At 33.0% G+C, this 23775-nt stretch carries 39 protein-coding genes; 34 read left to right on the plus strand and 5 right to left on the minus strand.

What is annotated here, in order from left to right; translation table 11 throughout:
• Positions 1-137: 137 nt before the first annotated feature.
• Together KQI83_RS10535 and KQI83_RS10540 are read left to right on the plus strand one after the other, a co-directional pair.
• Positions 138-1424, plus strand: a complete 1287-nt coding sequence (locus KQI83_RS10535; RefSeq protein ID WP_216557509.1) for a hypothetical protein — start codon at positions 138-140, stop codon at positions 1422-1424.
• Between the two features lie 127 nt (positions 1425-1551).
• The gene (locus tag KQI83_RS10540) at positions 1552-3249 is read left to right on the plus strand and encodes a hypothetical protein (RefSeq protein ID WP_216557512.1); all 1698 of its coding nucleotides are present in this window, start codon (positions 1552-1554) and stop codon (positions 3247-3249) included.
• Here the strand turns inward: KQI83_RS10540 and KQI83_RS17225 are convergent.
• On the minus strand, positions 3244-3462 hold the full coding sequence (locus tag KQI83_RS17225; protein ID WP_216557515.1) for a helix-turn-helix domain-containing protein: 219 nt from the start codon (positions 3460-3462) through the stop codon (positions 3244-3246). The two genes, KQI83_RS10540 and KQI83_RS17225, sit on opposite strands and share 6 nt — an antisense overlap.
• Positions 3463-3574: 112 nt before the next feature.
• Between KQI83_RS17225 and KQI83_RS10550 the strand changes: the two genes are divergently transcribed.
• The 7 genes from KQI83_RS10550 (at position 3575) to KQI83_RS10580 (ending at position 6812) form a co-directional block, all read left to right on the plus strand.
• Positions 3575-3976 (plus strand): hypothetical protein, encoded by a 402-nt coding sequence (locus KQI83_RS10550; RefSeq protein WP_216557518.1) that lies wholly within the window; start codon positions 3575-3577, stop codon positions 3974-3976.
• Between the two features lie 69 nt (positions 3977-4045).
• Positions 4046-4375 (plus strand): hypothetical protein, encoded by a 330-nt coding sequence (locus tag KQI83_RS10555; protein ID WP_216557521.1) that lies wholly within the window; start codon positions 4046-4048, stop codon positions 4373-4375.
• 16 nt (positions 4376-4391) lie between these two features.
• The gene (locus KQI83_RS10560; RefSeq protein WP_216557524.1) at positions 4392-4760 is read left to right on the plus strand and encodes a zinc-ribbon domain-containing protein; all 369 of its coding nucleotides are present in this window, start codon (positions 4392-4394) and stop codon (positions 4758-4760) included.
• A 3-nt stretch (positions 4761-4763) separates the two neighbouring features.
• Positions 4764-5177: a hypothetical protein gene (locus tag KQI83_RS10565; protein ID WP_216557527.1), complete on the plus strand. Its 414-nt coding sequence runs from the start codon at positions 4764-4766 to the stop codon at positions 5175-5177.
• Between the two features lie 86 nt (positions 5178-5263).
• On the plus strand, positions 5264-5770 hold the full coding sequence (locus KQI83_RS10570) for a hypothetical protein (RefSeq protein WP_216557530.1): 507 nt from the start codon (positions 5264-5266) through the stop codon (positions 5768-5770).
• 13 nt (positions 5771-5783) lie between these two features.
• Positions 5784-6116, plus strand: a complete 333-nt coding sequence (locus KQI83_RS10575) for a hypothetical protein (protein WP_216557533.1) — start codon at positions 5784-5786, stop codon at positions 6114-6116.
• A gap of 279 nt (positions 6117-6395) precedes the next feature.
• Positions 6396-6812, plus strand: coding sequence for a hypothetical protein (locus KQI83_RS10580; RefSeq protein ID WP_216557536.1), 417 nt, complete (start codon positions 6396-6398; stop codon positions 6810-6812).
• A gap of 228 nt (positions 6813-7040) precedes the next feature.
• On the opposite strand, the gene KQI83_RS10585 is transcribed toward KQI83_RS10580, so the two are convergent.
• Positions 7041-7226, minus strand: coding sequence for a hypothetical protein (locus KQI83_RS10585; protein ID WP_216557539.1), 186 nt, complete (start codon positions 7224-7226; stop codon positions 7041-7043).
• A gap of 60 nt (positions 7227-7286) precedes the next feature.
• Entirely contained in the window at positions 7287-7802 is a 516-nt protein-coding gene (locus tag KQI83_RS10590) for a J domain-containing protein (protein ID WP_216557542.1), read from the minus strand.
• A gap of 286 nt (positions 7803-8088) precedes the next feature.
• On the opposite strand from KQI83_RS10590, the gene KQI83_RS10595 reads away from it, so the two are divergent.
• From KQI83_RS10595 to KQI83_RS10625, 7 genes are all read left to right on the plus strand, one after another.
• Positions 8089-8406 (plus strand): hypothetical protein, encoded by a 318-nt coding sequence (locus KQI83_RS10595; RefSeq protein WP_216557545.1) that lies wholly within the window; start codon positions 8089-8091, stop codon positions 8404-8406.
• Between the two features lie 157 nt (positions 8407-8563).
• A complete protein-coding gene (locus KQI83_RS10600) occupies positions 8564-9274 on the plus strand; it encodes a hypothetical protein (RefSeq protein WP_216557548.1) in 711 nt (236 codons plus the stop codon).
• Positions 9275-9336: 62 nt separating this feature from the next.
• Positions 9337-9897, plus strand: a complete 561-nt coding sequence (locus tag KQI83_RS10605) for a sigma-70 family RNA polymerase sigma factor (protein ID WP_216557551.1) — start codon at positions 9337-9339, stop codon at positions 9895-9897.
• Between the two features lie 17 nt (positions 9898-9914).
• Positions 9915-10148 carry a hypothetical protein gene (locus KQI83_RS10610; protein ID WP_216557554.1) on the plus strand — a complete coding sequence of 78 codons (234 nt, stop codon included), beginning with the start codon at positions 9915-9917 and terminating at the stop codon, positions 10146-10148.
• Between the two features lie 21 nt (positions 10149-10169).
• A complete protein-coding gene (locus KQI83_RS10615) occupies positions 10170-10478 on the plus strand; it encodes a hypothetical protein (protein ID WP_216557558.1) in 309 nt (102 codons plus the stop codon).
• Positions 10479-10546: 68 nt separating this feature from the next.
• Complete coding sequence (locus tag KQI83_RS10620) at positions 10547-11062, plus strand: HNH endonuclease (protein WP_216557561.1); 516 nt, start codon at positions 10547-10549, stop codon at positions 11060-11062.
• A gap of 58 nt (positions 11063-11120) precedes the next feature.
• The gene (locus KQI83_RS10625) at positions 11121-11480 is read left to right on the plus strand and encodes a helix-turn-helix domain-containing protein (RefSeq protein WP_253295588.1); all 360 of its coding nucleotides are present in this window, start codon (positions 11121-11123) and stop codon (positions 11478-11480) included.
• 382 nt (positions 11481-11862) lie between these two features.
• Here the strand turns inward: KQI83_RS10625 and KQI83_RS10630 are convergent, their stop codons facing one another.
• Complete coding sequence (locus KQI83_RS10630) at positions 11863-12126, minus strand: hypothetical protein (protein ID WP_216557564.1); 264 nt, start codon at positions 12124-12126, stop codon at positions 11863-11865.
• A gap of 201 nt (positions 12127-12327) precedes the next feature.
• Between KQI83_RS10630 and KQI83_RS10635 the strand changes: the two genes are divergently transcribed.
• The 7 genes from KQI83_RS10635 (at position 12328) to KQI83_RS10665 (ending at position 15561) form a co-directional block, all read left to right on the plus strand.
• Complete coding sequence (locus tag KQI83_RS10635) at positions 12328-13203, plus strand: tyrosine-type recombinase/integrase (RefSeq protein WP_216557567.1); 876 nt, start codon at positions 12328-12330, stop codon at positions 13201-13203.
• A gap of 187 nt (positions 13204-13390) precedes the next feature.
• Positions 13391-13678, plus strand: a complete 288-nt coding sequence (locus KQI83_RS10640) for a hypothetical protein (protein ID WP_216557570.1) — start codon at positions 13391-13393, stop codon at positions 13676-13678.
• Between the two features lie 319 nt (positions 13679-13997).
• Positions 13998-14390 carry a hypothetical protein gene (locus tag KQI83_RS10645; protein ID WP_216557573.1) on the plus strand — a complete coding sequence of 131 codons (393 nt, stop codon included), beginning with the start codon at positions 13998-14000 and terminating at the stop codon, positions 14388-14390.
• A complete protein-coding gene (locus tag KQI83_RS10650) occupies positions 14377-14562 on the plus strand; it encodes a hypothetical protein (RefSeq protein WP_216557576.1) in 186 nt (61 codons plus the stop codon). Before KQI83_RS10645 ends, KQI83_RS10650 begins: the two co-directional genes overlap by 14 nt.
• Before the next feature lies 1 nt (position 14563).
• A complete protein-coding gene (locus KQI83_RS10655; RefSeq protein ID WP_216557578.1) occupies positions 14564-14800 on the plus strand; it encodes a hypothetical protein in 237 nt (78 codons plus the stop codon).
• A gap of 14 nt (positions 14801-14814) precedes the next feature.
• Positions 14815-14985: a hypothetical protein gene (locus KQI83_RS10660; protein ID WP_216557581.1), complete on the plus strand. Its 171-nt coding sequence runs from the start codon at positions 14815-14817 to the stop codon at positions 14983-14985.
• 3 nt (positions 14986-14988) lie between these two features.
• Positions 14989-15561 (plus strand): hypothetical protein, encoded by a 573-nt coding sequence (locus KQI83_RS10665; RefSeq protein ID WP_216557584.1) that lies wholly within the window; start codon positions 14989-14991, stop codon positions 15559-15561.
• Positions 15562-15830: 269 nt separating this feature from the next.
• Here KQI83_RS10665 and KQI83_RS10670 read toward each other — a convergent pair whose 3' ends face one another.
• A complete protein-coding gene (locus KQI83_RS10670; RefSeq protein WP_216557587.1) occupies positions 15831-16856 on the minus strand; it encodes a helix-turn-helix domain-containing protein in 1026 nt (341 codons plus the stop codon).
• A 498-nt stretch (positions 16857-17354) separates the two neighbouring features.
• Here KQI83_RS10670 and KQI83_RS10675 point away from each other — a divergent pair, with 498 nt between their 5' ends.
• The 11 genes from KQI83_RS10675 to KQI83_RS10725 all read left to right on the plus strand — a co-directional run bounded on the left by KQI83_RS10675 (position 17355) and on the right by KQI83_RS10725 (position 23595).
• Positions 17355-17624 (plus strand): hypothetical protein, encoded by a 270-nt coding sequence (locus KQI83_RS10675; RefSeq protein ID WP_216557590.1) that lies wholly within the window; start codon positions 17355-17357, stop codon positions 17622-17624.
• Between the two features lie 67 nt (positions 17625-17691).
• A complete protein-coding gene (locus tag KQI83_RS10680; protein WP_216557593.1) occupies positions 17692-17961 on the plus strand; it encodes an archaellum operon transcriptional activator EarA family protein in 270 nt (89 codons plus the stop codon).
• Positions 17954-19072: a hypothetical protein gene (locus KQI83_RS10685; RefSeq protein WP_216557595.1), complete on the plus strand. Its 1119-nt coding sequence runs from the start codon at positions 17954-17956 to the stop codon at positions 19070-19072. Before KQI83_RS10680 ends, KQI83_RS10685 begins: the two co-directional genes overlap by 8 nt.
• Positions 19073-19140: 68 nt before the next feature.
• On the plus strand, positions 19141-19800 hold the full coding sequence (locus KQI83_RS10690; RefSeq protein WP_216557598.1) for a hypothetical protein: 660 nt from the start codon (positions 19141-19143) through the stop codon (positions 19798-19800).
• 74 nt (positions 19801-19874) lie between these two features.
• Positions 19875-20273, plus strand: coding sequence for a hypothetical protein (locus KQI83_RS10695; protein ID WP_216557601.1), 399 nt, complete (start codon positions 19875-19877; stop codon positions 20271-20273).
• 13 nt (positions 20274-20286) lie between these two features.
• Positions 20287-20628 (plus strand): hypothetical protein, encoded by a 342-nt coding sequence (locus KQI83_RS10700; RefSeq protein WP_216557604.1) that lies wholly within the window; start codon positions 20287-20289, stop codon positions 20626-20628.
• A gap of 18 nt (positions 20629-20646) precedes the next feature.
• A complete protein-coding gene (locus KQI83_RS10705) occupies positions 20647-20862 on the plus strand; it encodes a TM1802 family CRISPR-associated protein (protein ID WP_216557607.1) in 216 nt (71 codons plus the stop codon).
• A gap of 20 nt (positions 20863-20882) precedes the next feature.
• On the plus strand, positions 20883-21263 hold the full coding sequence (locus tag KQI83_RS10710; protein ID WP_216557610.1) for a cold shock domain-containing protein: 381 nt from the start codon (positions 20883-20885) through the stop codon (positions 21261-21263).
• A gap of 268 nt (positions 21264-21531) precedes the next feature.
• Positions 21532-22836 (plus strand): hypothetical protein, encoded by a 1305-nt coding sequence (locus tag KQI83_RS10715; protein ID WP_216557613.1) that lies wholly within the window; start codon positions 21532-21534, stop codon positions 22834-22836.
• Entirely contained in the window at positions 22823-23068 is a 246-nt protein-coding gene (locus KQI83_RS10720; protein WP_216557616.1) for a hypothetical protein, read from the plus strand. The genes KQI83_RS10715 and KQI83_RS10720 overlap by 14 nt, the downstream gene beginning before the upstream one ends.
• 182 nt (positions 23069-23250) lie before the next feature.
• Positions 23251-23595 (plus strand): hypothetical protein, encoded by a 345-nt coding sequence (locus KQI83_RS10725; protein WP_216557619.1) that lies wholly within the window; start codon positions 23251-23253, stop codon positions 23593-23595.
• Positions 23596-23775 lie beyond the last annotated feature (180 nt).

Here is a 23775-nt window from a genome sequence, read left to right on the forward strand (position 1 = left end):
GGGTAGGGTTGTAACTAAGATATATATATGTTACTACCCACCCCTTTTACCCCCTATTCGATATTGATTGACTGAAAGACAGTATGATTTGATTCTGCTGTCTTATTTTTATGCAAAGAATAAGGAGTAAAAGGATAATGGACGAAACAAAAATATGTAAGAAATGTGGTAGAATATTACCGATACAAAACTTTAGATTAGCAACAGGACAGTTTGGAAATCCGTATTATAGAGGAAGCTGTAAAGAATGTGAAGCTAAGTATGACAAGGAATACAAGAAGAAAAAGACGGAGAAGGAATTTACATTCTCTGATAACTTGGAAATATTAGTTGATCGCCAGTATAAAGAAATCAGTCCTAAAAGAATACTTGATATATCTGCATTGGATATTGATATTACTCTTCTAGGGACAGATGAAATATTTGTAAAGCTAATGGATTATAAAGATACATGGATGTCAAACTATGGTCAATGTATTACAATGGCTTGGGGAAAATATAATCTGTTGCAAGGATCATATATCAATGGTGAATTGAGATATAGTCTAAAAAAGAATGTATTTATTGATGGTAAGTGGACATATAAGCGTGATTATGTATATGCACCTAAAATGGTTGTTGAAACATTTATTGTTAATGAAGATAAGGCTAACAATGTATATGTTTGGCATAGTGGACATGATAAGGAAGACTGCTATTACAGAAACTTATATCCATTAAATCAAGAGCAATTCCGTATTGTAAATAATCATTTCCAGAAAACAGGTGATGATTCGGAGCAGTTTATATTAAATGTTATGAATGATATTCGATATAAGCCTGATAATTGGAGTAAACAGACTGCAAAGCGTGTTATGTATGGTGTAGGGTATCATGGAATATTATATACCAACAGCAATGAGGAATCCTATAAGAGATGGCATTGGATAATGAATCGTTGTTATAGTAATGCAGTACACGAATTATATCCAGAATATAAGGGTTGTACTATATGTGAGGAATGGAAGAATTATAGTAATTTCAAGCTATGGTATGAACAGCATATTATCGAGATACGAATGTTTGATGAAGCATTTGAGTTAGACAAGGACATTTTGATTAAAGGAAATACAGTTTATAGTCCTGAGACAGTCTGCTTTGTTCCTAAGATGGTAAATTCATTATTCACTAATGGCAAAAAGAACCGAGGCGATTATCCGCTTGGTGTATATTTTGATAAGGATAAGAAGAAATATGTTGCGAATATGTCATTTGCAGGAAAAAATATAAAGCTGGGAGCGTATGAGACAGTAGAAGCAGCTTTTACAAGATACAAGGAATATAAGGAAGATTTTATTAAGGATATAGCAGAACAGCATAAGGACAAGATACCAGACAAGATTTATCAAGCTATGATGAATTGGCAGATTGAGATTACTGATTGATACACAGGGCATATTGGATATTAGGTTATCTGATATGCCTATTTTTTTACCTTTTTGTAGGTGAATATGGTAGAATGGAGAAAGATATTGTAGATAACTGTATGATTATTGGAGGGCGAAAATGAAATTGACGGATGAACAGCGTAAAATAGGAATCAAGTACAATATAATGCAACTCTTATCAACAGATATACGGAATAAAAGATATAATGAGTTACAGAAGATATATGAGAGCCTTAATTTGAGAAATAATGATAAACTTGTCGCAAAATTAAGCGAAGAAAGAACATTAGGGGCATTATTTACCAGTATTGTATATACAGATATATTATTTGTAATTGCTGATTATATCAACGATAGACAGGAAATTGCAGACTTAGTTGATTTGTTATATGCAAAAAGATGTCCTAAAATTAAAAAGATGTTTATTGATTGGGAAACACAATATGCTTCTATGAGTGCTATAAAAAGTGTTCCTAAATTTAAAATGACATATACAGAAAATTACTATCTTCATTTTTTGTTTTACAGATCAGATGTATTTACTGAACCAGACAAAGTATTAAAAGGTTTTGATTATGAAGAAGATAGATATATGCTGAATTACAGTTTTTATATGACTGATAAAAACACATTTGACAATGCTTTTATCTTTTGTGCGGATGAGGAAGAAGCAAGAGAATATTTGTCTAATGGCGGTGCAAATAGGGCAGATAAAGAATTTGTTTTACGGTCAAAATTTTTTGATAGATACCTTTTAAAAAGGAGAAGTGAATTAGCTGATTATTTGCATATAGATGAAAATAAGCTGGCTGAGTATATTCATAATGAAATGAAGTCACATAGTATAAATGGAGAAATGCCAAGTAGATCCGGAATTGTTGGACAGATAGAAATATTTACAAGAGACATTATTGCAAATCAGAATGGCGGTACTTCATGGTACAATGCTATGACTACGACAGGTAATGAAAAATGGTATGGTGAATCTGTATTATATGTTCCTGATGTAGATGGATTGATTAGAAACTATTTCAAATCATACGTGGCTACGAGATATATTGAGCAAGTTATGGAGAAAAAACAAGGCTTTAATAAAATTACCTTATCAAAAGATTGCATACCAGAAAATTATGCGATAGTATATCAGACCATTTTATGTATGTATGAGATGGATGTATTGTATAAGATGTTTGCACTTATGCAGAAGCAGTATTATAAGGACTTCTCATGGGAGAAAATTACAAATCAAGATATTGCAACACGCTATGAGGATATTATCTCTGACTTGGAACAGACAATTACAGATAAAGAAAATAGGATAAAGAGTTTGATACAGAAAAATAGTACATTGTCTTTGCAAATTACAGCAGATAATTCTAAACAAACAGCACCATTGGTAGCCGAAAATAATAAATTGTTAAAGGTTATCGAGGATAAGGATTCTGAGATTGCAGATTTGAAAAGAAGGTTAGAATATCAAGAATTGTTTATCTCTGAATTAAATAAACCAGAAGTTGAGGAAATAAACAATACATATGATTTAGAACTGCTGCAATCTAAGAGATATTTGTTTGCAGGGCATATATCGGATGCATTACCAGATTTGAAATACAAATTCCCGAACAGTATATTTATGGAATCGGAAACAGCTAATATATCCAATATAGAAGTGGATGCTGTGGTAATGCTGATTAAATGGATGTCACACAGTATGTTTTATAAGGTTAAGGCAACAGGAGCATTGACAAACAAGAAGATTATAATGTGCAATACGAAAAATATAGATACTGTTTTGCAGAAAATGTATAATGAGATTTTATAATGGCTGATCGGTATCAGATGGAATATATCTGACAATATCGCAAATATCACAATCAAGAATCCGACACAGATCATTAAGTGTCTTAGTAGATACATCTTTATTATGTTTCAATCGGTGGAGTGTGCTATGTGACATATGATGTTTACTTGTAAGTGTGTACCAGTTTTCGCTTGAATTTTCAAGTGTATTCCAGAATGGGGAATAATCAATCATCGTAGCACCTCCGTTTCATTAGTTTATGAAACAAGTGTACTTTGTATTCTTTGAATTGAATATCTTCGATAAAAGGGATATAATGTTGGTAAATGTAAAGGGAGGATGAATTATGGCTGATATATGTACTTGTTGTGGAAAGAAGATACCATTTTTAGATATTGATTATGATATGCTGAACATTGATAATCAAGAATACAGATTATGTGCTAAATGTCGTGGTAAAATAAATTCTTATATAGAAGGAAATATCTCTATTGATGAAGTGATTTCCGATGCTACGGATAAAAATGTTGCAGCATATTTAAGAAATGTAAAGACGGAAGAAGATATTATTCTGGAGCAACAGGAAAAAGAGCGAATAGAAAATAAGATTACAGCACAGAAAAATGATCCATTATATGATGATATACACCAGATAGCAGGAGATTTGAGGTTTATTAAAAATCTTATTATCATTGGTCTTGTATGTGGATTTATTCTTGGAATAATTGGAATATTTGGATTATTGTAATAGAACAGGGAAGAGAGGTAGATATTATGTCAGATATGTATTGTCCTAAATGTAAAACTTTATTAAATAATGATGAGAAAGCATCTGGAAAGTGTTTTAATTGCGGTGCATCCTTCAGTAGTGTGCTGCCAGAAGAAAAGAAAGCAAGCAAGTAGTGCAAATGATGTTGTTGGCAATGAAAATACCATTGGTGGAATTTTAAAGGCTATTGGGATTTTGATTCTGATTGCTGGTACAATAGGAAGTCTTGTTATTGCTGGTGGAGATGGATATAGATATGAGTTTTCATTTTTGAGATTTATTCTGCCAGAAATAGGAACGATTATTAGTGGTATGATGTTTCTTGGATTTTCAGAAATCATACAGTTATTACAGGATATTAAGAATAAGTTGAAATAGGAGAGTAGGTGAATGTATGGCACTTATAAAATGTCCTGAATGCGGACAAGAAGTATCTGATACTGCAAAAAGCTGTCCTCATTGTGGGTATAGAATAAAAATATCAATGAATCCAGAAAAGATTGCAAAATATAAAAAGATTACATCTATACTATTATGTATAGGAATATTACTTGTTGCGATTGGTCTTGGATGGAGTATTTCGACAGCAGATAAAAGTTTGCAATTACGAGCTGGTTATTATTTTGGTACATCTGTTACAAAGTCAGAATGGGAAGCACATCAAAGAATAGTTGATATACAAAACTTTATTTGTAATAGCGGAATAGTTCTGTTTGTCGTTGGAGTGATTGGAAAAATAGTTTTGAAAATAAAGGGGCGGTAGAGCATGAAGAATAAGAGAATAATTATACCAATAATCATTGGAATAGCAGTTATTATCTTTCTTGTTATCTGCTTTATATTTAAGAATAAATCCATTGATGGAACATGGATTGTGGATTATTACATAACAGATAGCGGAAATATTAAACAGGAAGATATAGGGGAATATTATGGAACGGATTTTCAGAAGATGTATAGTACATTTTCGGTAGAGTTCAAAAATGGTAAAGCCATAATAAATCTGCCTTCTACTTCTGGTAGCAAGGAAGAAAGAAATTGTGATTATGAAGTGAAGGGCAAAGAGATATATCTTACTGCTGAAGGAGAAACAATCAAAGCATTTGAGATTAAGGGCGATTCTCTGATCGTATATAGCATTGCTAATCTTGATGGAAATGCTGCACTGAAGAAAAAATAATTTTCTGAAATTTTAGGGTACGACTGCTGCTGTATGGTATTTAATATGGTGTGGTTTTTGTGTACCCCCGATAGAGGAGATAATTTATGGATAAGAAGAAAATAAAAATTAGTGTTGGGATTATTGGAATACTGGTTGTTTTGTTAATAATATTTGCGGTGTATGATAATATATGTGAATTTGGAGGGTGTGACAACTTTAAATCAAAAGGAAGTAACTATTGCGAAGACCATAAATGTATAGCCGATGGATGTACAGCTAAGAAAAGTCCTGGGAGTAATTACTGCTATTATCATGTAGAAGAGAATGCAAAAAAATATGAGGAAGAAGATAGATTAGAATTATCCGATTCTCAGATTGAAGAAATAAAGCGAGCAATAAAAGAATATACCGATAACTTAATGGAGAAACAAGATAATATTCTTGCAGTTAATTTACTTGGCGATGTGCCTAGTAGTGCTTATAAAACAGGAATCACATTTAATTGCAATGTTGTAAGAACTGATTCAGATACAAACCTTGCAACTATTTATATTGTAATGAATAGTGATGGAAGTTTTAAGGTACAGTCGCTTATGTATGATAACCAATGAGAGGTGCAATGTTATGGACAAAGAATTATATCAAAATCTTGTAAATCAATTTGCTATGTATGAAGAGAGTGAAGTATTAGAGATATTAAATAATCCAGATTCTTCAGATGAAGCTATTGCGGCATGTAAATATGTGCTTTCGGGAAAGTCAAAAGAAGTTGAACAATATAATCAGAAAATATCAAAAAACAATGAATTACTACAAAAGAAACAAGATAATATTATATCCGATCCGTCATATGAATACACAAAACAAATGGCAGGAGATATAAGATTTATGAGAAATATAGTTATTATTGGAATTATATTTGAATTCATTAGTATAATTGTCTCTTTCGTTAGATAATATAAGAATCAATAATTGCATATATACTGGTATATATAAGGTACTTAATTTCCACAGGTTTAAGAGTACCCCCACCTATGGTATATATGCTTGCTTAAATCAATGATTTTGAGGTCAATTTGGCTTTGTATATTCATAGGCTATCAAGTTTACATATGATGGATTTTGAAGCGGATTTGGGTTGATTTATGTTGATTTATTCAAAGGATATGGGGTGCATATATTAAACAAAAAGAGGTGAATAGTTATGGATAAATTATCAAAAAATATAAAATTTATTTGTCTTTTATTGGCGTATTACTGGTTATAGGAATTGGATTTGCATTATATTGTTCAAACCAAGAAAGAAAAGAACAGGAACAAAAACAAGAAATTGAAAAATACATTGACTCAATGATTGAATCAAATAATAACATCAACACTAAAGTAAATTTAATAAAAAACGGAACGATGGCTACACTTGGGGATTATTCTTATGTGGAAGAACAAATAAAAAATATAAGCAATTATAATATCTATTTGTATAATTACCAACATAACAAAAATGAATATTTAGATGAATATACAAAATCACAAACGAACTATAACACTTATATAGATTATTATAATTATTTGGATGGCAAATACGATCTTAATAACTATAAAAGCTATAATAAGACTGCTCGAAAACTTATTGATTCAGCTAAATCAGAATGAGAAAACTGAAAAATATCGTAGTGCAAAATTTTTCAAGTCCGTGTCGAGAAGAACCAACTACAGGGCGGCAGAGAAAAACAATTCCCTTTTTTCGTTTTTGATACCCCCGAACCATACAATCCCTACTAAACAAGTAGGATATAAGAACATAAAAAATATCAATAGAGCATATAAAAATAGGGTGTAACTTTATCGGTTACACCCTTTAATATTTCTATCGGTATTCTGTTATTGAATTGACTTCTTAACTCTTTTCTTAACTACTCTATACGGATATTGCGGAGCATTTTCTATATATTCCCTTTTGCGGTCTGCTATTTCTTTCTTTGTTTCTTCTGTTAGAATACACTCCCAACCATAACCATAGTTACAAAGTAATCTATATTCGTCTATTGTTTTTCTGATATATGCCATAATATACAACCTCTTTTCTATGTATCGGGTGCAGGCTTGCAAGTCCTACACCCTTATTTTTTACGCTTCTTTTAATCTCTTTGTTGTTTCTGTCTGTACTTCTGTACTTCCATAGTAGTTTCTTATATCGTCCATAGATAATTTTTTGTGGCTTCTTTTTCTGAATGATTCTGTATGAAAATACCACTTCTTTTTTTCTCTTGCCCATTTAAACCCTAGAGCCTTTAAATTGTCTTTATGTTCGTATGTGTTACCATCTACCCATATCCAACAACCGACTATTTCAATATTGATATTCTGTAATGTGATAATACTTTGTAAAACTTCTCTTAACTTTTCATCTTCTGAAAAATCATACTTCATATTATCATAGCTCTTTTTGTCAGTGTCGCTTGCTTGCTCTGTCTTGTGTTCGTGTCTGTCTTTTAACACTTTGAAAAGGTTGTCATATTCTGCATTGACTTCTTGCGTTGCTTCTGTAGATCCGTTTGGGTTGTCTGGATGATACTTCTTTAATAGCTCTTTATACTGTTTTCTTAATTCTTCCAGTGTTTCTACATTCTTAAAATATTTCATATAGAAAAACCTCCTTTAAAAATATATGTTGATTGATTTGATACCATTATAATACACTAACGAGTGTACAATATCAATATACAAATTCACTAAAGAGTGTACAGCGATCTTGTGCAATATGTACACTAAGTAGTGAACTTGTACAATGAAAACAACACTAACAAGTGTACATTTTGTATATTTCGTCAATAGACTTTGCACACTAACAAGTGTACAATACAGTTACAAGGTCAAACAAAACAGACCTACACAAAATCAATCAAACATATTTAAGGAGGTAGTCATTATGTGTATGACAGCTAAAGAAATGAATGAAGCAATGGAGCAGATTCAAGAGTGGAAAAGAATCAAGGAAGAAGCAGAGGACAATATTACAGCTTTAAATTCAAAAGTTATGGAGTTCCTTAATGAAACAGAAGGATGTGAGGCGGTAGATAAAAAGGGTAAGCCTATTCGTAGATTTATCGGTAATGTTTTCAAGGCTACACTTTCAAAGCGTGAGCGTGAAACAGTCAACAAAGAGGAAGTAAAAAAATTACTTAGTGAAGATGATTATGCAAAAGTAAGTAAAGTAAGTTCTTACCCAGTATTAAGAATCGACTAATAACAAGCAATCAGCAGTTGGCAAGGGTGGAGCAATTCCACCCAATACCATCCAGGCAAGCGGTCAAGCCGTGGTATTCAATTACAACTTGCCTATCGGCTCAATAGTAGCCGTACAAATTCAATCAATCAAAATACATATTTTAGGAGGTAGCATTATGACAGAAAAAACATGGAGAAGAGGACAGAAAGCAGATTACACCGACAGACCTTTAACAGCAGAAGAAAGAGTGTTTGCAGAAGAACATCACGACTATTTATATCAGTTTATGAGATGGAATCATTTACCAGTAGAAGATTGGTATGACGAATTAGTTATTCCTTATCTTAATGCAGTAAAGAAGTATTGCAGCAGAGAGGAATTACATATTTATCCGTTTCATGCGGTTGCTGAAAAAGTTCTTTCTCGTGCAGTTTATGGCAAGCATAGAGCAGATCACACACAAAAGCGTATGCCAGAGGGCGGTTTTGTTAGTCTTGATTATGAATTAGAGGGTGATAATCCTTTTTCAGCACATCCATTAGAAGTGTACTGGATTGATAAAACCAAAAATGTTGAAGCTTATGTAATTGAAAAAGAATTTTTGCGTGATTTATTTGCTAATGTTAGCAGATATGCAGAACCAGAACTTCTTGAAATGGTTCTCGATATGAGAATACAGGGTTATACAGATACAGAGATTGCAAGACAGGCAAGGCTTGAATTAGACGAGTATAGAGAGTGGACACTTGCAGAGATAAAAGAGCTTATTAGACTTTTAACACTTAGAAGAACAGGAAATTGTGCTATGGCAAGATTATTCAATGATACAAAGTATTTTGGAAACATTGATGAATACCACAAATGGAGAAATTTGCTTGATATGTAAATATGGGTTGGGCGGTGTGTCAGAAATGGCACACTTGCCACCAATAGAAAGAAGGTTATCGCATGGAAAATAAAGAGCAATTAAAACCACTAACACCCATAGAAAGACAGTATGTAGAAGAAAATTATCATCTAATCATGGACTTTATGAAGAAATCAAGACTGGATGCAGAAGAATTTTTCGACATTGTAATATTTGATTTTCTGTTATCGGTAGAAAAGTATCTGAATGATACGCAACTACAAGCAAAATGTAATTTTGAAGCAGTTTCTTATATGTATATGAAAAGGGCGGTACATAGTCATTTTCGGAAACAGAAAGCACAAAAGAGAAGTACAGAAGCTGGGGCAGATATTAGCTTTGATACAAATGTCCTAGATTTATTCACACCAGATTCATTCAAAGATCATCTCACAATGGAAAATACTTCATCCCTTGAATATAGGGAAATGGTAGAGCAGATAGAAAAAGAATTGACAGAGGAACAACGCAAAATATTTTCGGATAAAGTAGACGGCTATTCACTAAAGGAAATAGCAGAAAATCACGGAATCAAGCAGAAGCGAGTATATAAGCAGTTTGACAAGGTAAAGCGAATTGTAGCCGATGTAATGGAAGTATAGGAAGGACGGAAAGCGAAATGTTTAATTTTAGAATTATTGATACAGCAGACGGAAATCAGATTATAGATAGAAACCTTAAAACACCATACAGCAGTTTAACACCTTTGCAGATGGTGGAATATACGGAAATGGATAACAGGCTTCTAATCATGGATAGGATGGAACGCAAAGAGAGACAGAAAGCAGAACATATGCGGAAAATTGCAAAGAATCCATTTTATAGAATGGCTTGCATGGTTGGGTTGATATAAGAGAAAGAGAGGTAAAGCAAAATGATAACATCAAAATTTTTCAATATGGGACGGATAGTAGTAACAAGATCAATCAATGATTTAATGGCTGCGGAACAGAAATTTGCAGTTGAAGTCACTATTGCCTTACAGAGATATGCGGTTAAAGACTGGGGAAATCTGGATGATGAAGATAAAAAGACAAATGAAGAAGCGTTGAATTATCCAGATGATTTGTACCTTTTAGGTGCTTATGATACTTCAAAAGGGAAAATCTGGATCATCACCAATAGAATTTCCGAAAAGGCAGGAGACAATGCTACTACAGTTTGTTTCCCGGATGAACGATAAACGGAAACAATGCAGATTAAAGGGACAGCCTAAAAATGGCTGTCCTGTAATGGAAAGAAGGAATTATTATGGCTATTGTAATTACAAACGGAGAGTATTATATACAGAACACAAAGACAGGAAAGGTAAAAAAGACAAAAGACATAAACGAGGCTACACAGTTTTATCATGTAAATAAGGCAATGCGGAAAATATTAAGCAAGCCAGCACAATGCAAAGGATATTATTTATTTGATACAGAAGATACATATTCAAGACGGAAACAGAACAGAAAGCATTATTCACAAGATGTACGAAAAATTCTATATGATAAAGCAAACGGAAAATGTGCGATTTGTGGGAAATCACTATTGTTTTCAGATATTACCTTAGATCACATAATTCCCTTGATTCAAAATGGAAAAGATGAGGTGGAAAATTTACAGGTATGTTGCTACGAATGTAATCAAATGAAAGGTTCGATATTACCGATAGATCTGTATCAAAAAGTAACAGAAATATTTATGTACCAGACGGAGAAAAATACAAAGTGCAAGTTAAAATGGAAAATCGCACATAGACTGTTATTATCATGTATCAAGTGAAATTTTGCTGACCTTGAAAAAATATGGAAAATCAAGTATAATTGGAAGTGAACATAAAATGAAAGGTTTGATTGATATGTCAGCAACGACAGTAATTAAGGATATATTAGAAGCAAAGGGAAAATCTCAGATAGAGCTTGCAGAGGAAATAAATGTTACTAGGCAGAATTTAAGCAATAAAATGAGCAGAGACAAATTTTCTTCCCTTGAATTGGTGGAAATTGCGGATGCTCTGGAAATGAATCTTATTTTAAAAGATAAAGCAGACGGAACAGAATATGTTATTGATTATCCAGAAGATGAAAAAGGAAAATCAAAGCGAAATATGACAGAGGAAGAGAAGAAGGCTGCACAGAAGAAGTCAGAAGAAACAAAGGCTAGGAACGCAAAGAAGCAAGCAGAATCACAGGACAATTAAAAAGGGCACTTGATTTCTCAAGCACCCCATTGTATAATCTACTTAGAAAGCGAATCGGATGCAATATCCGATTTTGCCCTCAGTTGAATACTAAATTTGAAATAGCATCTAACTTTGGTCGGTTGGGATGCTATTTCTTTTTATCGTTATGATTATCTATGTAAGATAGAGCCGCAAAAATTACTAGCACTAAAGTTAAAACTTCAAGCGTGTTCATAGGGCATTACCCTCCTTTGTAAACTAGAGGGCATCTAATAATCGGAAAATCACATCCTACTTTCGTTTCAATTACACAATAACAGTATAACATAAAGGGAACAGATGTTCAAACAAAAAAGAGGTAAATCTACTATATTATATATAGAAGAAAGACCTCTTATTTTTATGACTGCTGCTTTTGGTGGATATTATCAACAGCCTTTTCAAGTTCGATTGTCTGCCAGCGTTTGCGGATCACATCACTTTTCAGTTGTGCAAGTCGTTTGTTGGTGTATTTCTCAAACCAACGCATAAGGGATTTTGGAATGAATTTATCTGGTGTGTGTTGTAGAATGGAAAACAATATATCTTCCACTTTAGAATGAATCTTATGTAATAAATCTTTGAAGCGGTTCGGCTTCTGTATCTCAATGTAAATATAAATCAACTCCTTCCATATATAGTATAAGGTAAGAACAGGATATATACAAGGAATAAGGCAAAAATGACCTCAATTATTTTTTCAATATAAGGGGAATATTACTGAATTTTTGTGTATTAGTTTATAGAGAGGGAAATATATTTTCAATATAATTTCTGAAAATATGCAAAATAATAATTCAATAAAATTTCTAGGAGGTGTGCGCTTATGGATGAACTGATAAGGAATTTTGAAAACAAGATGCACTTAGAGGGAAAATCCGAAAAGACAATCAAAATATATGTTGCATCGGTAAAGGAATTTTTCAGATGGTTTAATGATAGCTTCGGGGATGTAGAATTTAAGAAGCTGTATAGGGAAAATATTCTGGAATACAAAAGTTATTTGAAGAACGTGAAAACTTGTAAAAGGACAGGACAGAATCTAAATGCAAAGTCCATCAATGCAAAGTTATCTGCACTTATTAAATATAATGAGCTGATGCAACCAGATAACATTGTAATAAGCAAAGCAGACTTGATAAAGGTACAAGCGGAAATAATCAGTCCTACCAATATCACGAAAAAGGAAGTTGAAGAGTTCAGACAAAGAGTGTTGCAATCTGAAGGATGTTCCGCAAAACGGAATTATGCAATAGTCACCATTATGGCTTATGCAGGATTAAGAATATCAGAAGTATTGCATTTGAAAAAGGTAGATGTAAACACTGCTGCAAGCCAAATCAGAGTAGCAGACGGAAAAGGCGAAAAACAAAGAATTGTTATTATCAATTCAAAGGTTATCTCTGCTATAAGGGAATATCAGAGATCAGATAATGTGGAATCAGATTATTTATTCCATAACAGCAAAGGGAAGATTTTGAATCCGTCCACTATCAATAAAGTATTTGATGAATTTAGTGTTGATGGCTACCATATCCATCCGCATATGCTTAGACATTTCTTTTGTTATAACGCATTAGAGAGTGGAGCATATAGCATCAATGAGGTATCAAATCAAGCAGGACATACCAGTATTAAGACCACATTGAAATACTTAAACCCTAACTTGGAACAAATCAAGAAAAAGAGCGAATTATTATAAATTCTCTGGTAGGGTGGGGAAAAGCGTTTACAAAAAGTGTATTAGATATATGTAAGGAACTAAAGGAAGGAGAGGTTGAGTGAACAGAGAACCGAAACCAATAACAAAGGAAACTGTATTACAAATAATCATAGGAAGTATCATTGCAGTATTGCTAATAATTTACACATAAAACGGAGGTATGAGAATGGATAAGACATTATTAGAATTATTGAAGGAAACAAAAGCAAAGGAAGAAAAGAAGATGAACGGATCACAGGAGCAGAAAGCAGAAGATAGACAGCAGATTTTTAATGCAGGTTTTCAAGCTGGTATTCAGTATATGATGGATAAGATTGAGCGACAGTACCAGTTAGGAAAGCCGATTCTTGCAAACGATCATCTGTACTGGTTAAAGGGAGAAATGGAAAATCTGCATGATATTATGGATGATATTGAATCAGAATACAATGCAGAAATGAATAAACAGGAATAAAAGCGTTATCGTACACTATATCGAACATAGAGAAAATGCTTGATATTACTATACAAAATTGTTTAGTATTTACGATAACCTACCAAAATAGTAGGAATTAAATAAAATCGAGAATCATTCCTATGCAGTAGGTAATATTGAAAATGTGTACACTAATAAGTGCATTAACATACGACATTGAAAAAGCCTACTATATAGGGCATAAACAAGGAATTAAGTCGAAAAATAGCTTATCGTATATGGAAAATGATTTTTGGATGTAACAAGTATTATTACAACAAAACAATAAGGAAAGAGAGGTAACACAATGAAGATTAACATGGAAACAAAATTTGAAGTAGGGCAGGAAGTCTTTCTTATTAAGAAGGAGAGAAAGGTAATTGAGAATAGAAAAAAATGTGAAATATGTAATGGTACAGGACATATTTTATTTAAAGGATATACAATGAGGTGTCCTGAATGTGAGGGAAGCAAGTATATTTGTGTAAATTCAAACATTGTGGATAAATACTTTACAGATAAAAAGCCACATGCAATTACAAGCATTGGAATAAAAATTACTGCAAAGAGCAGTAAATTGACATATATGATTGACGGAAATTTATATGAGAGAAAAAAGGTTAGCGAAGACGAATTATTTGCCACACAGGAAGAAGCCGAAGCACGATGCAGAGAATTAAATAAGGAGGTCACAGCCGATGGCAACAGATAGACAGACACCATGCTTATATTATGTATGTGCAGGATTGTGTACAAAAGGCAGAAAAGCGGATCATGCTCATTACTGCCAGCATTGTAACAAATATAAACCAAGAGCAAAGGTAAGATATAAAAATCAGAAGAAGGAAAAGCTAGAGAAGATCAGGAAGAACGAGAGGTATTAGAATGAAGAGAAAATTGAAATTTTTTACATATGGATTCTATATAGGAGCAGTCTTGTGGGCGTGCGGTTTGGTCGCATCTATGATTGTAGAAAATGTAACAATGAAAATCCTTTTGATTCTCATACCATTAGCAATATATTGGTTTTTCATAATAGGTAAAAGTATCATTGAAGAAAAAATTAAAAAAAATTTCTCAACACAGGGAAAACGTAATCTAAAATGTGCATTATATAAGTGAAGAGGTAATGAAGCATGGCTATAACAATGGAAGATATTATTGAAAGCAACAGAGTAAAAGCAGAAGCGTGGAATGACTACAAAGAGAGTTTGAAAGATAAATTCACATCGGAGCAGTTGGAAAAAATAAAGGATGCTTTTTACACTGCTGCACAAGGCTACATTTTTAGGAGAAAGGAACATTAAGCTATGGACACAAATAATTTTATATTGAATGACATTTTTAAGGAGAACGCAAAGACATATCAGACTAAGCCAGTTAGAGCAACAAAGTATAAACCAGGAATGGAGACAGGCTGGGTTGTATATATGAGCAATGAGCCAGAAAACGACTTAGAAAATAATCTGCATGAGGGCATGAAGTTCTTTGATACGGAACAGGAAGCATGGGATTATATCAACGCAGACAATAAGCAGTATATCAATAAGGATGGCGAAACTGTAGAAGTAGCAGTTGTGTATGAAAAGCCTATGCCCGTGCTACATAGAAAAGAAACAAATCCTAGTAAGAAAGTAGGATATATAAATTGTTTTGAAGGAAAATATGCGTTACTATCCAACGAAACAGAAATGTATGATTTCTTCATTCTTAAATATAGCCATGATACACCCGATGAATGGATCATACAGGATGCAGATGGAAATATTAGAGTATGGAATCCAGATTGTCGTGATTGTTGCGGTGAAGAGTTTTTTGGTAGAGATGATAACTATATCTGTGAAAAGACCGCAGATGATACATATATAGAAGTGGCAATTTGATTTTACATATGGAAAATAAGTTAGATTGATAGTATAATATATTGGTATTTAGAGAACCTTCTAAATATATTGATTGATTGAGACGGAAAAGGTCATAGTTTATGCTATGGCTTTTTCTAATGCACAAAAATAAGCATACTATCCGTAAAATGTACCAGATTTAGTATGCTTATCATAAAAACTACAATATATAGTGCTTTGCAGAATGGAAATATACAATATATTGTAGTTTTTGACACTCTATTTGAAACAACGGTTTCATTTGGAAATTACTCTTCCTTTTCCTTTTGAGGAACATATTTTAATAATAATTCCTTATAATCATTCCAAAACTCTTCCTTTTTATCAGAATCTATTTTATGAATAGGTGCGGACATTACAGCTATAGCCAGTCCGAGGTCATATTTCATATTTTTTAACAATTCTTCTAAGCGTTCACATGTGTATAAAATATTTTTATCTCTAAGAGCATTAAATCCACCTGTAATATCATGCTTGAGCTTTTCATACTTTTTATCATAGTCTGTTGGTTGAACATCATAAAAAGTGAAATCTTCATTATTAGAAGTCTTTTCTTTTATACTATCTTGAATCAACTTATTTCTTTTTTGGATAGTATAAAATTTGTTCTGATCCAGAATAGCATCAGATTTTTTGTGAGCTTCTTGTGGTGTGCAACCTTCTGATATAAAGATATTATATAAAATGCCTTGCATATTTACATAATTTATACTTGTCATTTTTTTATTTAAAATCTTATCTATGAAGTCAGATGGTAAATCAAATTTAATTGATGTGAATACACCCCATGATCCATTACCAGTATCAATAATATCAATATATAATTTATTTGGCTCTTCTATATTTGCACCCTCAAGTCCACGATTAGTATTTATAATAGAAACAAACTCTTCTGGTGTACAATGAAGTTCTGCTAATTTATCATGGATAAATGTAACTAATTCGTTTGTTATAGGATATTTTCTTATTTCGTAATTGAATTGATGCATCCATTTTTCATATTGTAATTCCTCATTGGTCATATGAGAAGCAGCAGTATCTAATAAATTTTTGATAAATTCATTATACTGTACATCTGACAAATCGGTTATCTTATGAAAAATTTGATCCAATAAATCAAAATCTATTTCTTTTATCTTACCATTTTCAATCTGGGAAATGTAAGAAGCACCTTTTCCGAGTTCCTTTGACAGTTCATCTCCACGCTTCTTTTTCTTTTTCCGTAAATCTCTAATGGTACTACGCAGGTTTTCGGTTAGTTCAATATTAGGCATGATGCCACCTCCTTGATGATTATTTTATCATAGCAAAACAATAATTTCAACATGATTATTAAATGATAATTATACTGTTATTATTACAAAACGGAAATAAAACATAATAATTTTTAAGAAATTATCATAAAGTTATTGACAAGTTATTATGCGAGTGGTATAGTAAGACCATGCAAGAGAGGTACAAAGTCATGTAAGAGTTAGTGAATAGTACCACAAAAGCAAACGTACATTAAAACGATATAAAAGTGATTGGTACATAAAAGAAAAAGCCAATAGCGATAATCTGGATGCTGGTAACATCCAACGCTAAAGGCTCATGGTAATTGTTGTGACAAGTCTGGTAAACTTGACGCACTTATAACTGAAATCAATATTATCATGGAAAATTCTTTTAGTCAAGCATTAGCGGTCTGCTAATTGCTTATTTCCCAAACACATTTATATAGAAGAAACACATAAATAAAGCACATTGAAAACGGAATATGGAGAAATTGCATGATTAACAAAGACAAGATTGTTTTTAACACGAAGACTTATTACACCTGTGCATGGAATGGAGTAATAGGAGTTAAGATTTTGAAAGTGTACGATGGTAAACGTGTTCTAGTACAAGCTGGTAAAGATCCTTTCATCAGACCAATTCAGTATGTTTATAACGAATATGAACACGCAAGAAGAGGTAGAAGAGATTGGGAGCATTTTGAGCGACAGAGAAAAAAGAAAAAGAAATCTGCAAAGAAAAAGGGGAAAACCGACACTAAATAGTGTATTAGTTATTAGAATAGGTTAGAGAGTGGCTACAAAGTCACTCTCCAGATAGGAGGAATCAAAAGTGAGAATTATGTATTCTATTTTGAATATTCTATACTCCAACAAAGCTAACAGTCAGTTATATGCTTTGACACAGAAAGCAATCAGTGAAGCTATGGTTGCTGATGGCGAAAAGTGGAGTGATAGGACTATTTATGACAAAATAGCAGCGTTGATAAAGAAAGGCTTTATTGACAGAGGTTTAAGAGAAGGAAACTCAAACACATATTACATAACTTCTGAAGGTATTAACTGGATGAAGGAAGTGGAAGGAGATACAGATAATGAATAAGACGATCAACGAACGATTGAAGGTAACAGTTATCGGGTGCGGACAGGCAGGCGGTTCGATCACAGCAAAGATTGAGGAATTTGTAAATGATTTAGGCGGTAACAAAGCCAATACATCATTTGTGGGAATCAATACAAGTACAGAAGATTTAGCATCCGTACAGTTATCACATAAGATCCACATGAACAATTCCAAAGGTGCAGCGTGTAACCGAGAGAACGGAGTACAGGACTTAGCAGAAAACATTGATACCATTTTGGAAGAATTGCAGAGTTACATAATCGAAGATTCGATTGTATTCATTGCAACTTCATTAGGTGGAGGGACAGGATCAGCGATTGCACCACAGTTAGCCGAGATTCTTCTTGATGAAGGATATAAAGTAGGAATGATTGTGGTACTTCCAGCCGACAATGAATCTTTGAAAATTAGAGATAATGCAAGACAGACATTTTATGAGATTGAGGAATTGAAGCCGAGAATGGGAAGCATTTACATCCTGGATAACAATGCAACCGACAAGATGAAGATTAACAACACATTTGCTTCATTATTTTCAAGTGTTCTCTGCATCAACAACAAGTCACAGGATGGAAATATGGACTTAGCCGAGATCGAAGCGTGTCTTTTAACTCCATCATTTTCAGTGATTACAAGGGCAAATAAGAACAACGGAACGACAGCAAACATCATTGATGTACTTAGTCGTGACAGTAATATCTTCGCAAAGAGGGAAGATAAGACCATTACAACAATGGGTATATCCGAGGCGGTATCTGCAAAGGAAAGCAAAATTGATATGACAGACCTTAGAAAAGAAATCGGAACGGCACCAACAGAATTTCATGGCTATCTGTCAGAATCGGAGGAGAATGTAATTATCCTTAGTGGTTTGACAATGCCATATAGCAGAGTTGACGCAATGACCGAGAGTATTCAGAAGGAAGCCGATATTATCAAAAATTCAAGGAAAGCCACAACAGAGGTTAGAAGTGGAAAGAACATTGATATTTTCGCCACACCGACTGTAGAACAGACAACCACGATCAAGGATAAGCCAAAGGGATTAACAGCTTTAGAGAAATTGAGAGCAAAGAAGATCAGCAGATAACAAGTCAATCATGGTGGGTAGGTTCAAAATCCTACTCACCTAACATAAGAAAAGGAAGGTAAAAATTTATGAGTAAAGCAGTAGAAAACGTATTAAACAACAAGGATGCAAAAGCAACAGATTATTTTGAACTGGTAAATATCTATGAGTATTCGGATTTATCGGTACACAAAGACGGAAATACAATTCTTTCTATGAGCATTAACCAGTTTAATGAGGTTTGCGATGGATATGAATTTAGTCAGAAGTGCAGTACATCACATTTTACCATTGAGGAAAGCGATGTTGAATCTGTAACAGGGAAAATGCTTGATGGTATGGACACCTGCTTAATTGAAATCAATATGAAAGATGGAAGCCGAGTTAGTGTTTGTATCTATCATACAGATACCAATGCAAAGAGAGAAGTTAGAGAAAGATTTTATGAATCAGATGTATTCTCATTGATGGATTATCTGAATGATGATACGCACAAAGTAATGCTTGTAAATATCCATGATGCGTTTGGTCTGGAAATCAAACTGAATGATATTAAAAATTGCAGCTTGGTAGAAACGGAAGAAGCCTACGAAATGGAGATTGATTCAATGACATTCCCACTTGTAGATGATAGCTGTAATGAGATTTATATTAAAGAAAATTCATCATGTGATACCATTCTGATTCGTCCATATGGACAGCCATTCTTAGAAATTTCAATCTTTGTATCAAAGAAAAACAGCAACTAATCATAACTGAACAGAGAACAATATAGTGTGGGTGGTGAAATTCCACCCATGAACCAAAGAAAGGACTTTGCTATATGGGAAAATCAAAAGTAATACAGATGAAGAAAGCAGATAAATCACAGGAAGCAAGACAGATATTAAAGAATGGCATTCTTGACATGAGCATTGAAAGACTTATCCAGATGACCAGATATGGACTTGGTGGAAATATAAACTATATGGTTGGTACTTGCGGTTCAAGTCACTATTTTAATCATATGGAGTATGTTAAGGCAGACAATGAGGAAGAAGGTTCTATTATAAATTATTCTTTTATGATAGAAAAGGAAGAAATTGCTGCATCCACGACAATCAGCATAGAGCAGATTGCAGCAATTTTTGGTTGTGTCAATGAAGATAATCCAGACAATGTGCTTGATATTAACATTGTTATGACAGATGGTTCAGGAATCACGATCAACATAATCTATTAGGAGAATATACATTATGAGGAAAACAACAGCAAACAGATTATTTAAAGCAATCACAGATAATCTTGTATCCGTTACAAGTGCAGTAGTGAATTACGATGAACGTGGAAAAGAACCAATATCAGTTGAAAAATTCAAAGAAGACTTAGAGTTCTACACCAATTCGGGCATATTTGCCGATACGATTGATTTTTCGTATGAAAAAATTGCAGAAAATAAACTGCATATTGCGATCGGAAAAGCAAGTTGTTACTGCTATGACGATATAGACGTAACATTACAACTTAGTGATGGTGTGGATATGGAAACTGTCACAAAACAGTTTTATGAAGATTTTAGCGAAAGATTGTCAGCATAAAGAGAGGAAACAGAAGATATGGCAAAAGGATTAACCAGATGTAATGTGTGTGGAAAAACGGCAGAGCAAGTATTTGAAGGTCAGATGGTCATTAGTATCCATGATCGTATCGGCTATGGAAGTAACCATGACGGAAGTATGCTTGATTTAGATATTTGTTCAGATTGTTTTGATAAGCTGATTGATGGCTTTGCAGAAAAGTGTGCTATCAATCCAATTAAAGAAAATTTTTAGAATACGGAGGAATACAGTATATGAATGGAAGCGTTTTACTTTTTGACAATCAAAAGGGATGGGGATTTATAAGAGGTTCGGATAATAAAGACTATTTTGTGCATTACAGCAATATTGAAACTGATAGAAAAAGGAATTTATCAGAAGAAGATATTGTGTCTTTTGAGGTGGGAATTGGAACTAATGGCAAAAAACAGGCACTTCATGTACAGCCAATTCTTACATACAAGATGGTAAAGAAAGCATTAAAGGATGAAGGCTACCATATCAAGCCAATTAAAGACCAGTATAATATCAATAAGTATATTGTCGTAAATTCAGATAATGTAGTACAGACAGATGAACACGGAATGTCGTTTGCAGAATTAGTTGCATATGCTGGTTTGCATTATCCGATGTAAAATCAATCTCCGAGTGGAGAATATATAAGTAACAGAGATATATTTGCGGTGAGAGTAGCAAGTCTGCCAATGAATGAGATTGGTTATAATGTCATCTAATGTAGATGCACATAATTCCCCTTTTTATTAAAACAAAATAATTATCAGTGAAGATGCTGATTACATATTGAACGGAATAGACAGGCACATTATCTATTATTGGTGGTGTGCCTACATTAAATTAGAATTGGAGGAATGAATTATTAGTACAGAAGAAAGAACAGACTATATGGATTATCTGAATCCATGTAACAAAAATCAAACAGCGAAGGTATTGGAGAGATTCTTTTATGTTTCAAATGGGAGAGATTACATATCTGTTATACCAGATGAAGCAGAAAGAATAACAAAATTACCAACACTTGACGAAGTGAAGGAAGATACAAATAGAGTAGTCACATATGCAAAAGAGATTATCCTGAATGCTGATAAATATAAGGATAGGGATATAGAAGAAAGTGTCTTAAAACAGTATGCGTGCGACATAGATCCTTTGCTTGATAAGATTATTGCTATAAATATTGCTGATATTTTAAGCCAAAACAACAAGCCTCAGAATAAGGAACAGTTAAAAAATGTATGGGTTGGTTCTCTTGAAGAATTAAAAAAGGATTTTATACAAGGATTTGAAGAGGATGATAGCTTATTACTACCGCAAAATTCTGTAGGCGGTATTGATATATTGAAACTTGAAATTGGTATGACTGTTAAAAACTATAAAATGCTATGTGAATTGCTAGGGCAGGAAGTTAAAAGCGGTAAATCAAAAAAATATCAATTAGAAGATTTTGCACGTTACTTTGAATGGGAAAAGTCCGGACAGAAATTTATTATTTCAGATATATATGATACTCCATTAACAAAAGAAGATAAGCGCAAACTGGGTAATAATTCAATTTATGTGCAGTGTATAGAAGTGATTTTATTACAGTACCTATCAAAACAGGAAGGCTATACAAGAACATTTACGAAACGCAATTGGTGGGAAATGTTAGGCATGGCAAGTCATAAATATGGAAGAACACCAGAAAATAAATTAAAAAATCTCGATTATAGAATTACCTCATGGGAAGTTAGACACTTTTATCAAAGATGTAATAAAAAATTAGAGCAGATTCTTTTTTCTGCATTAAATAGTTTGAAAAATAGAAAACTAATTACTTATGAAATTCAGACAGTTATTGTCACAAAAGATAAAAGAGGTAAAGAACAGTATTTTGAAGCTACTGATCTTCAGAAAAAGCAAATTCTTGAAGTCGAAAGACACATCTTACATAACGTTATGGGATATGAAAAAATGTTCCAAGTCTTTATCAGATTCCAACAAGCAGATTTTTATCAACAAGTGAATGATTTATTGTATCAGCAGTACGGATGGAATCACTATTTTAAGCAGATAAAAGTGATTTATACATTTGATGGAGTTAAAGAGGCATTACCAGAATTGGAAATGAAGCTACAAAAGGAATTATTAAATAAGAAAGTAGTCGATTATCTAAATTCAAATGCTAAAGACCTGTATGAAAAAAAATAAAGCAGAATATCAACAGCAGATGAAAAATCTGATTGAAGAATATTGGGGTGATACTCCAAGAATTGAATCACATAAAAAGAAAATGTGGAACCCACCAGATACATATTTAGATGCACAGAGCATTTTGACTGATGAACTAATAAGGATAGGTCATAAGGATAGAACATTTGTAATGGAAGAATTTCTGGAAAGTAATTCAGATATTGATGAATTATTTGTATTTGACCAGTGATTATAAAAAGTTGGCACTTTAAAACGGGATATATAAACAATCCTTTATATGGCATTATAAAGTGCCAATTTTTGAAAACATATAAAAATCATACGAGAATCAATGATTTTGTGTAGTGACGCAAGGAACGGAACAAATATCATTTGTGGCTGCCACGCAGACACCCATTAAGGAGATAAGACATGGATAGAAGTTATAGATTAAAAATGGAAGATAAATTAAATACAAATACTCTTACAAAAGAGTACATATTAAATTGCATAGCAAAACATGAGAAGAAAATCAATGACCTTGCTTATAAGGAAAAGCGGTACAGAGCATCCAATTATAACAATCATAAGTTGGAAATGGATAAGCTGATAGAATACAGACAACCTTTTGTTGATGTTCTTATGAAAGAATACAGAATGTCATTGGATGGTATTAAAACGGCATTGCAGAGTGTAAAGGATAAAAATATTCCTACTAATGCTGTGTGTGACCAGATAAGAGGGATTATTATGAATGGATGTTACTTCCTTGAATAGTGGGTGCTTTACAGCACAAAAAGATTTGTTCCGCTATGGCTACACAAATCTTTCAACGAAAGAATATATCTAATAGAAACTTAATTTGAGCGTACCTTAGATGGTTCAAAATATGAATTAAACATTATCATTCATACGATAAAGAGAGAGTATATCGGCTGCCTAGCGGCATCCGAAATA

The sequence above is a fragment of the Roseburia sp. MSJ-14 genome, assembly GCF_018918225.1.
GTDB lineage: Bacteria > Bacillota > Clostridia > Lachnospirales > Lachnospiraceae > Petralouisia.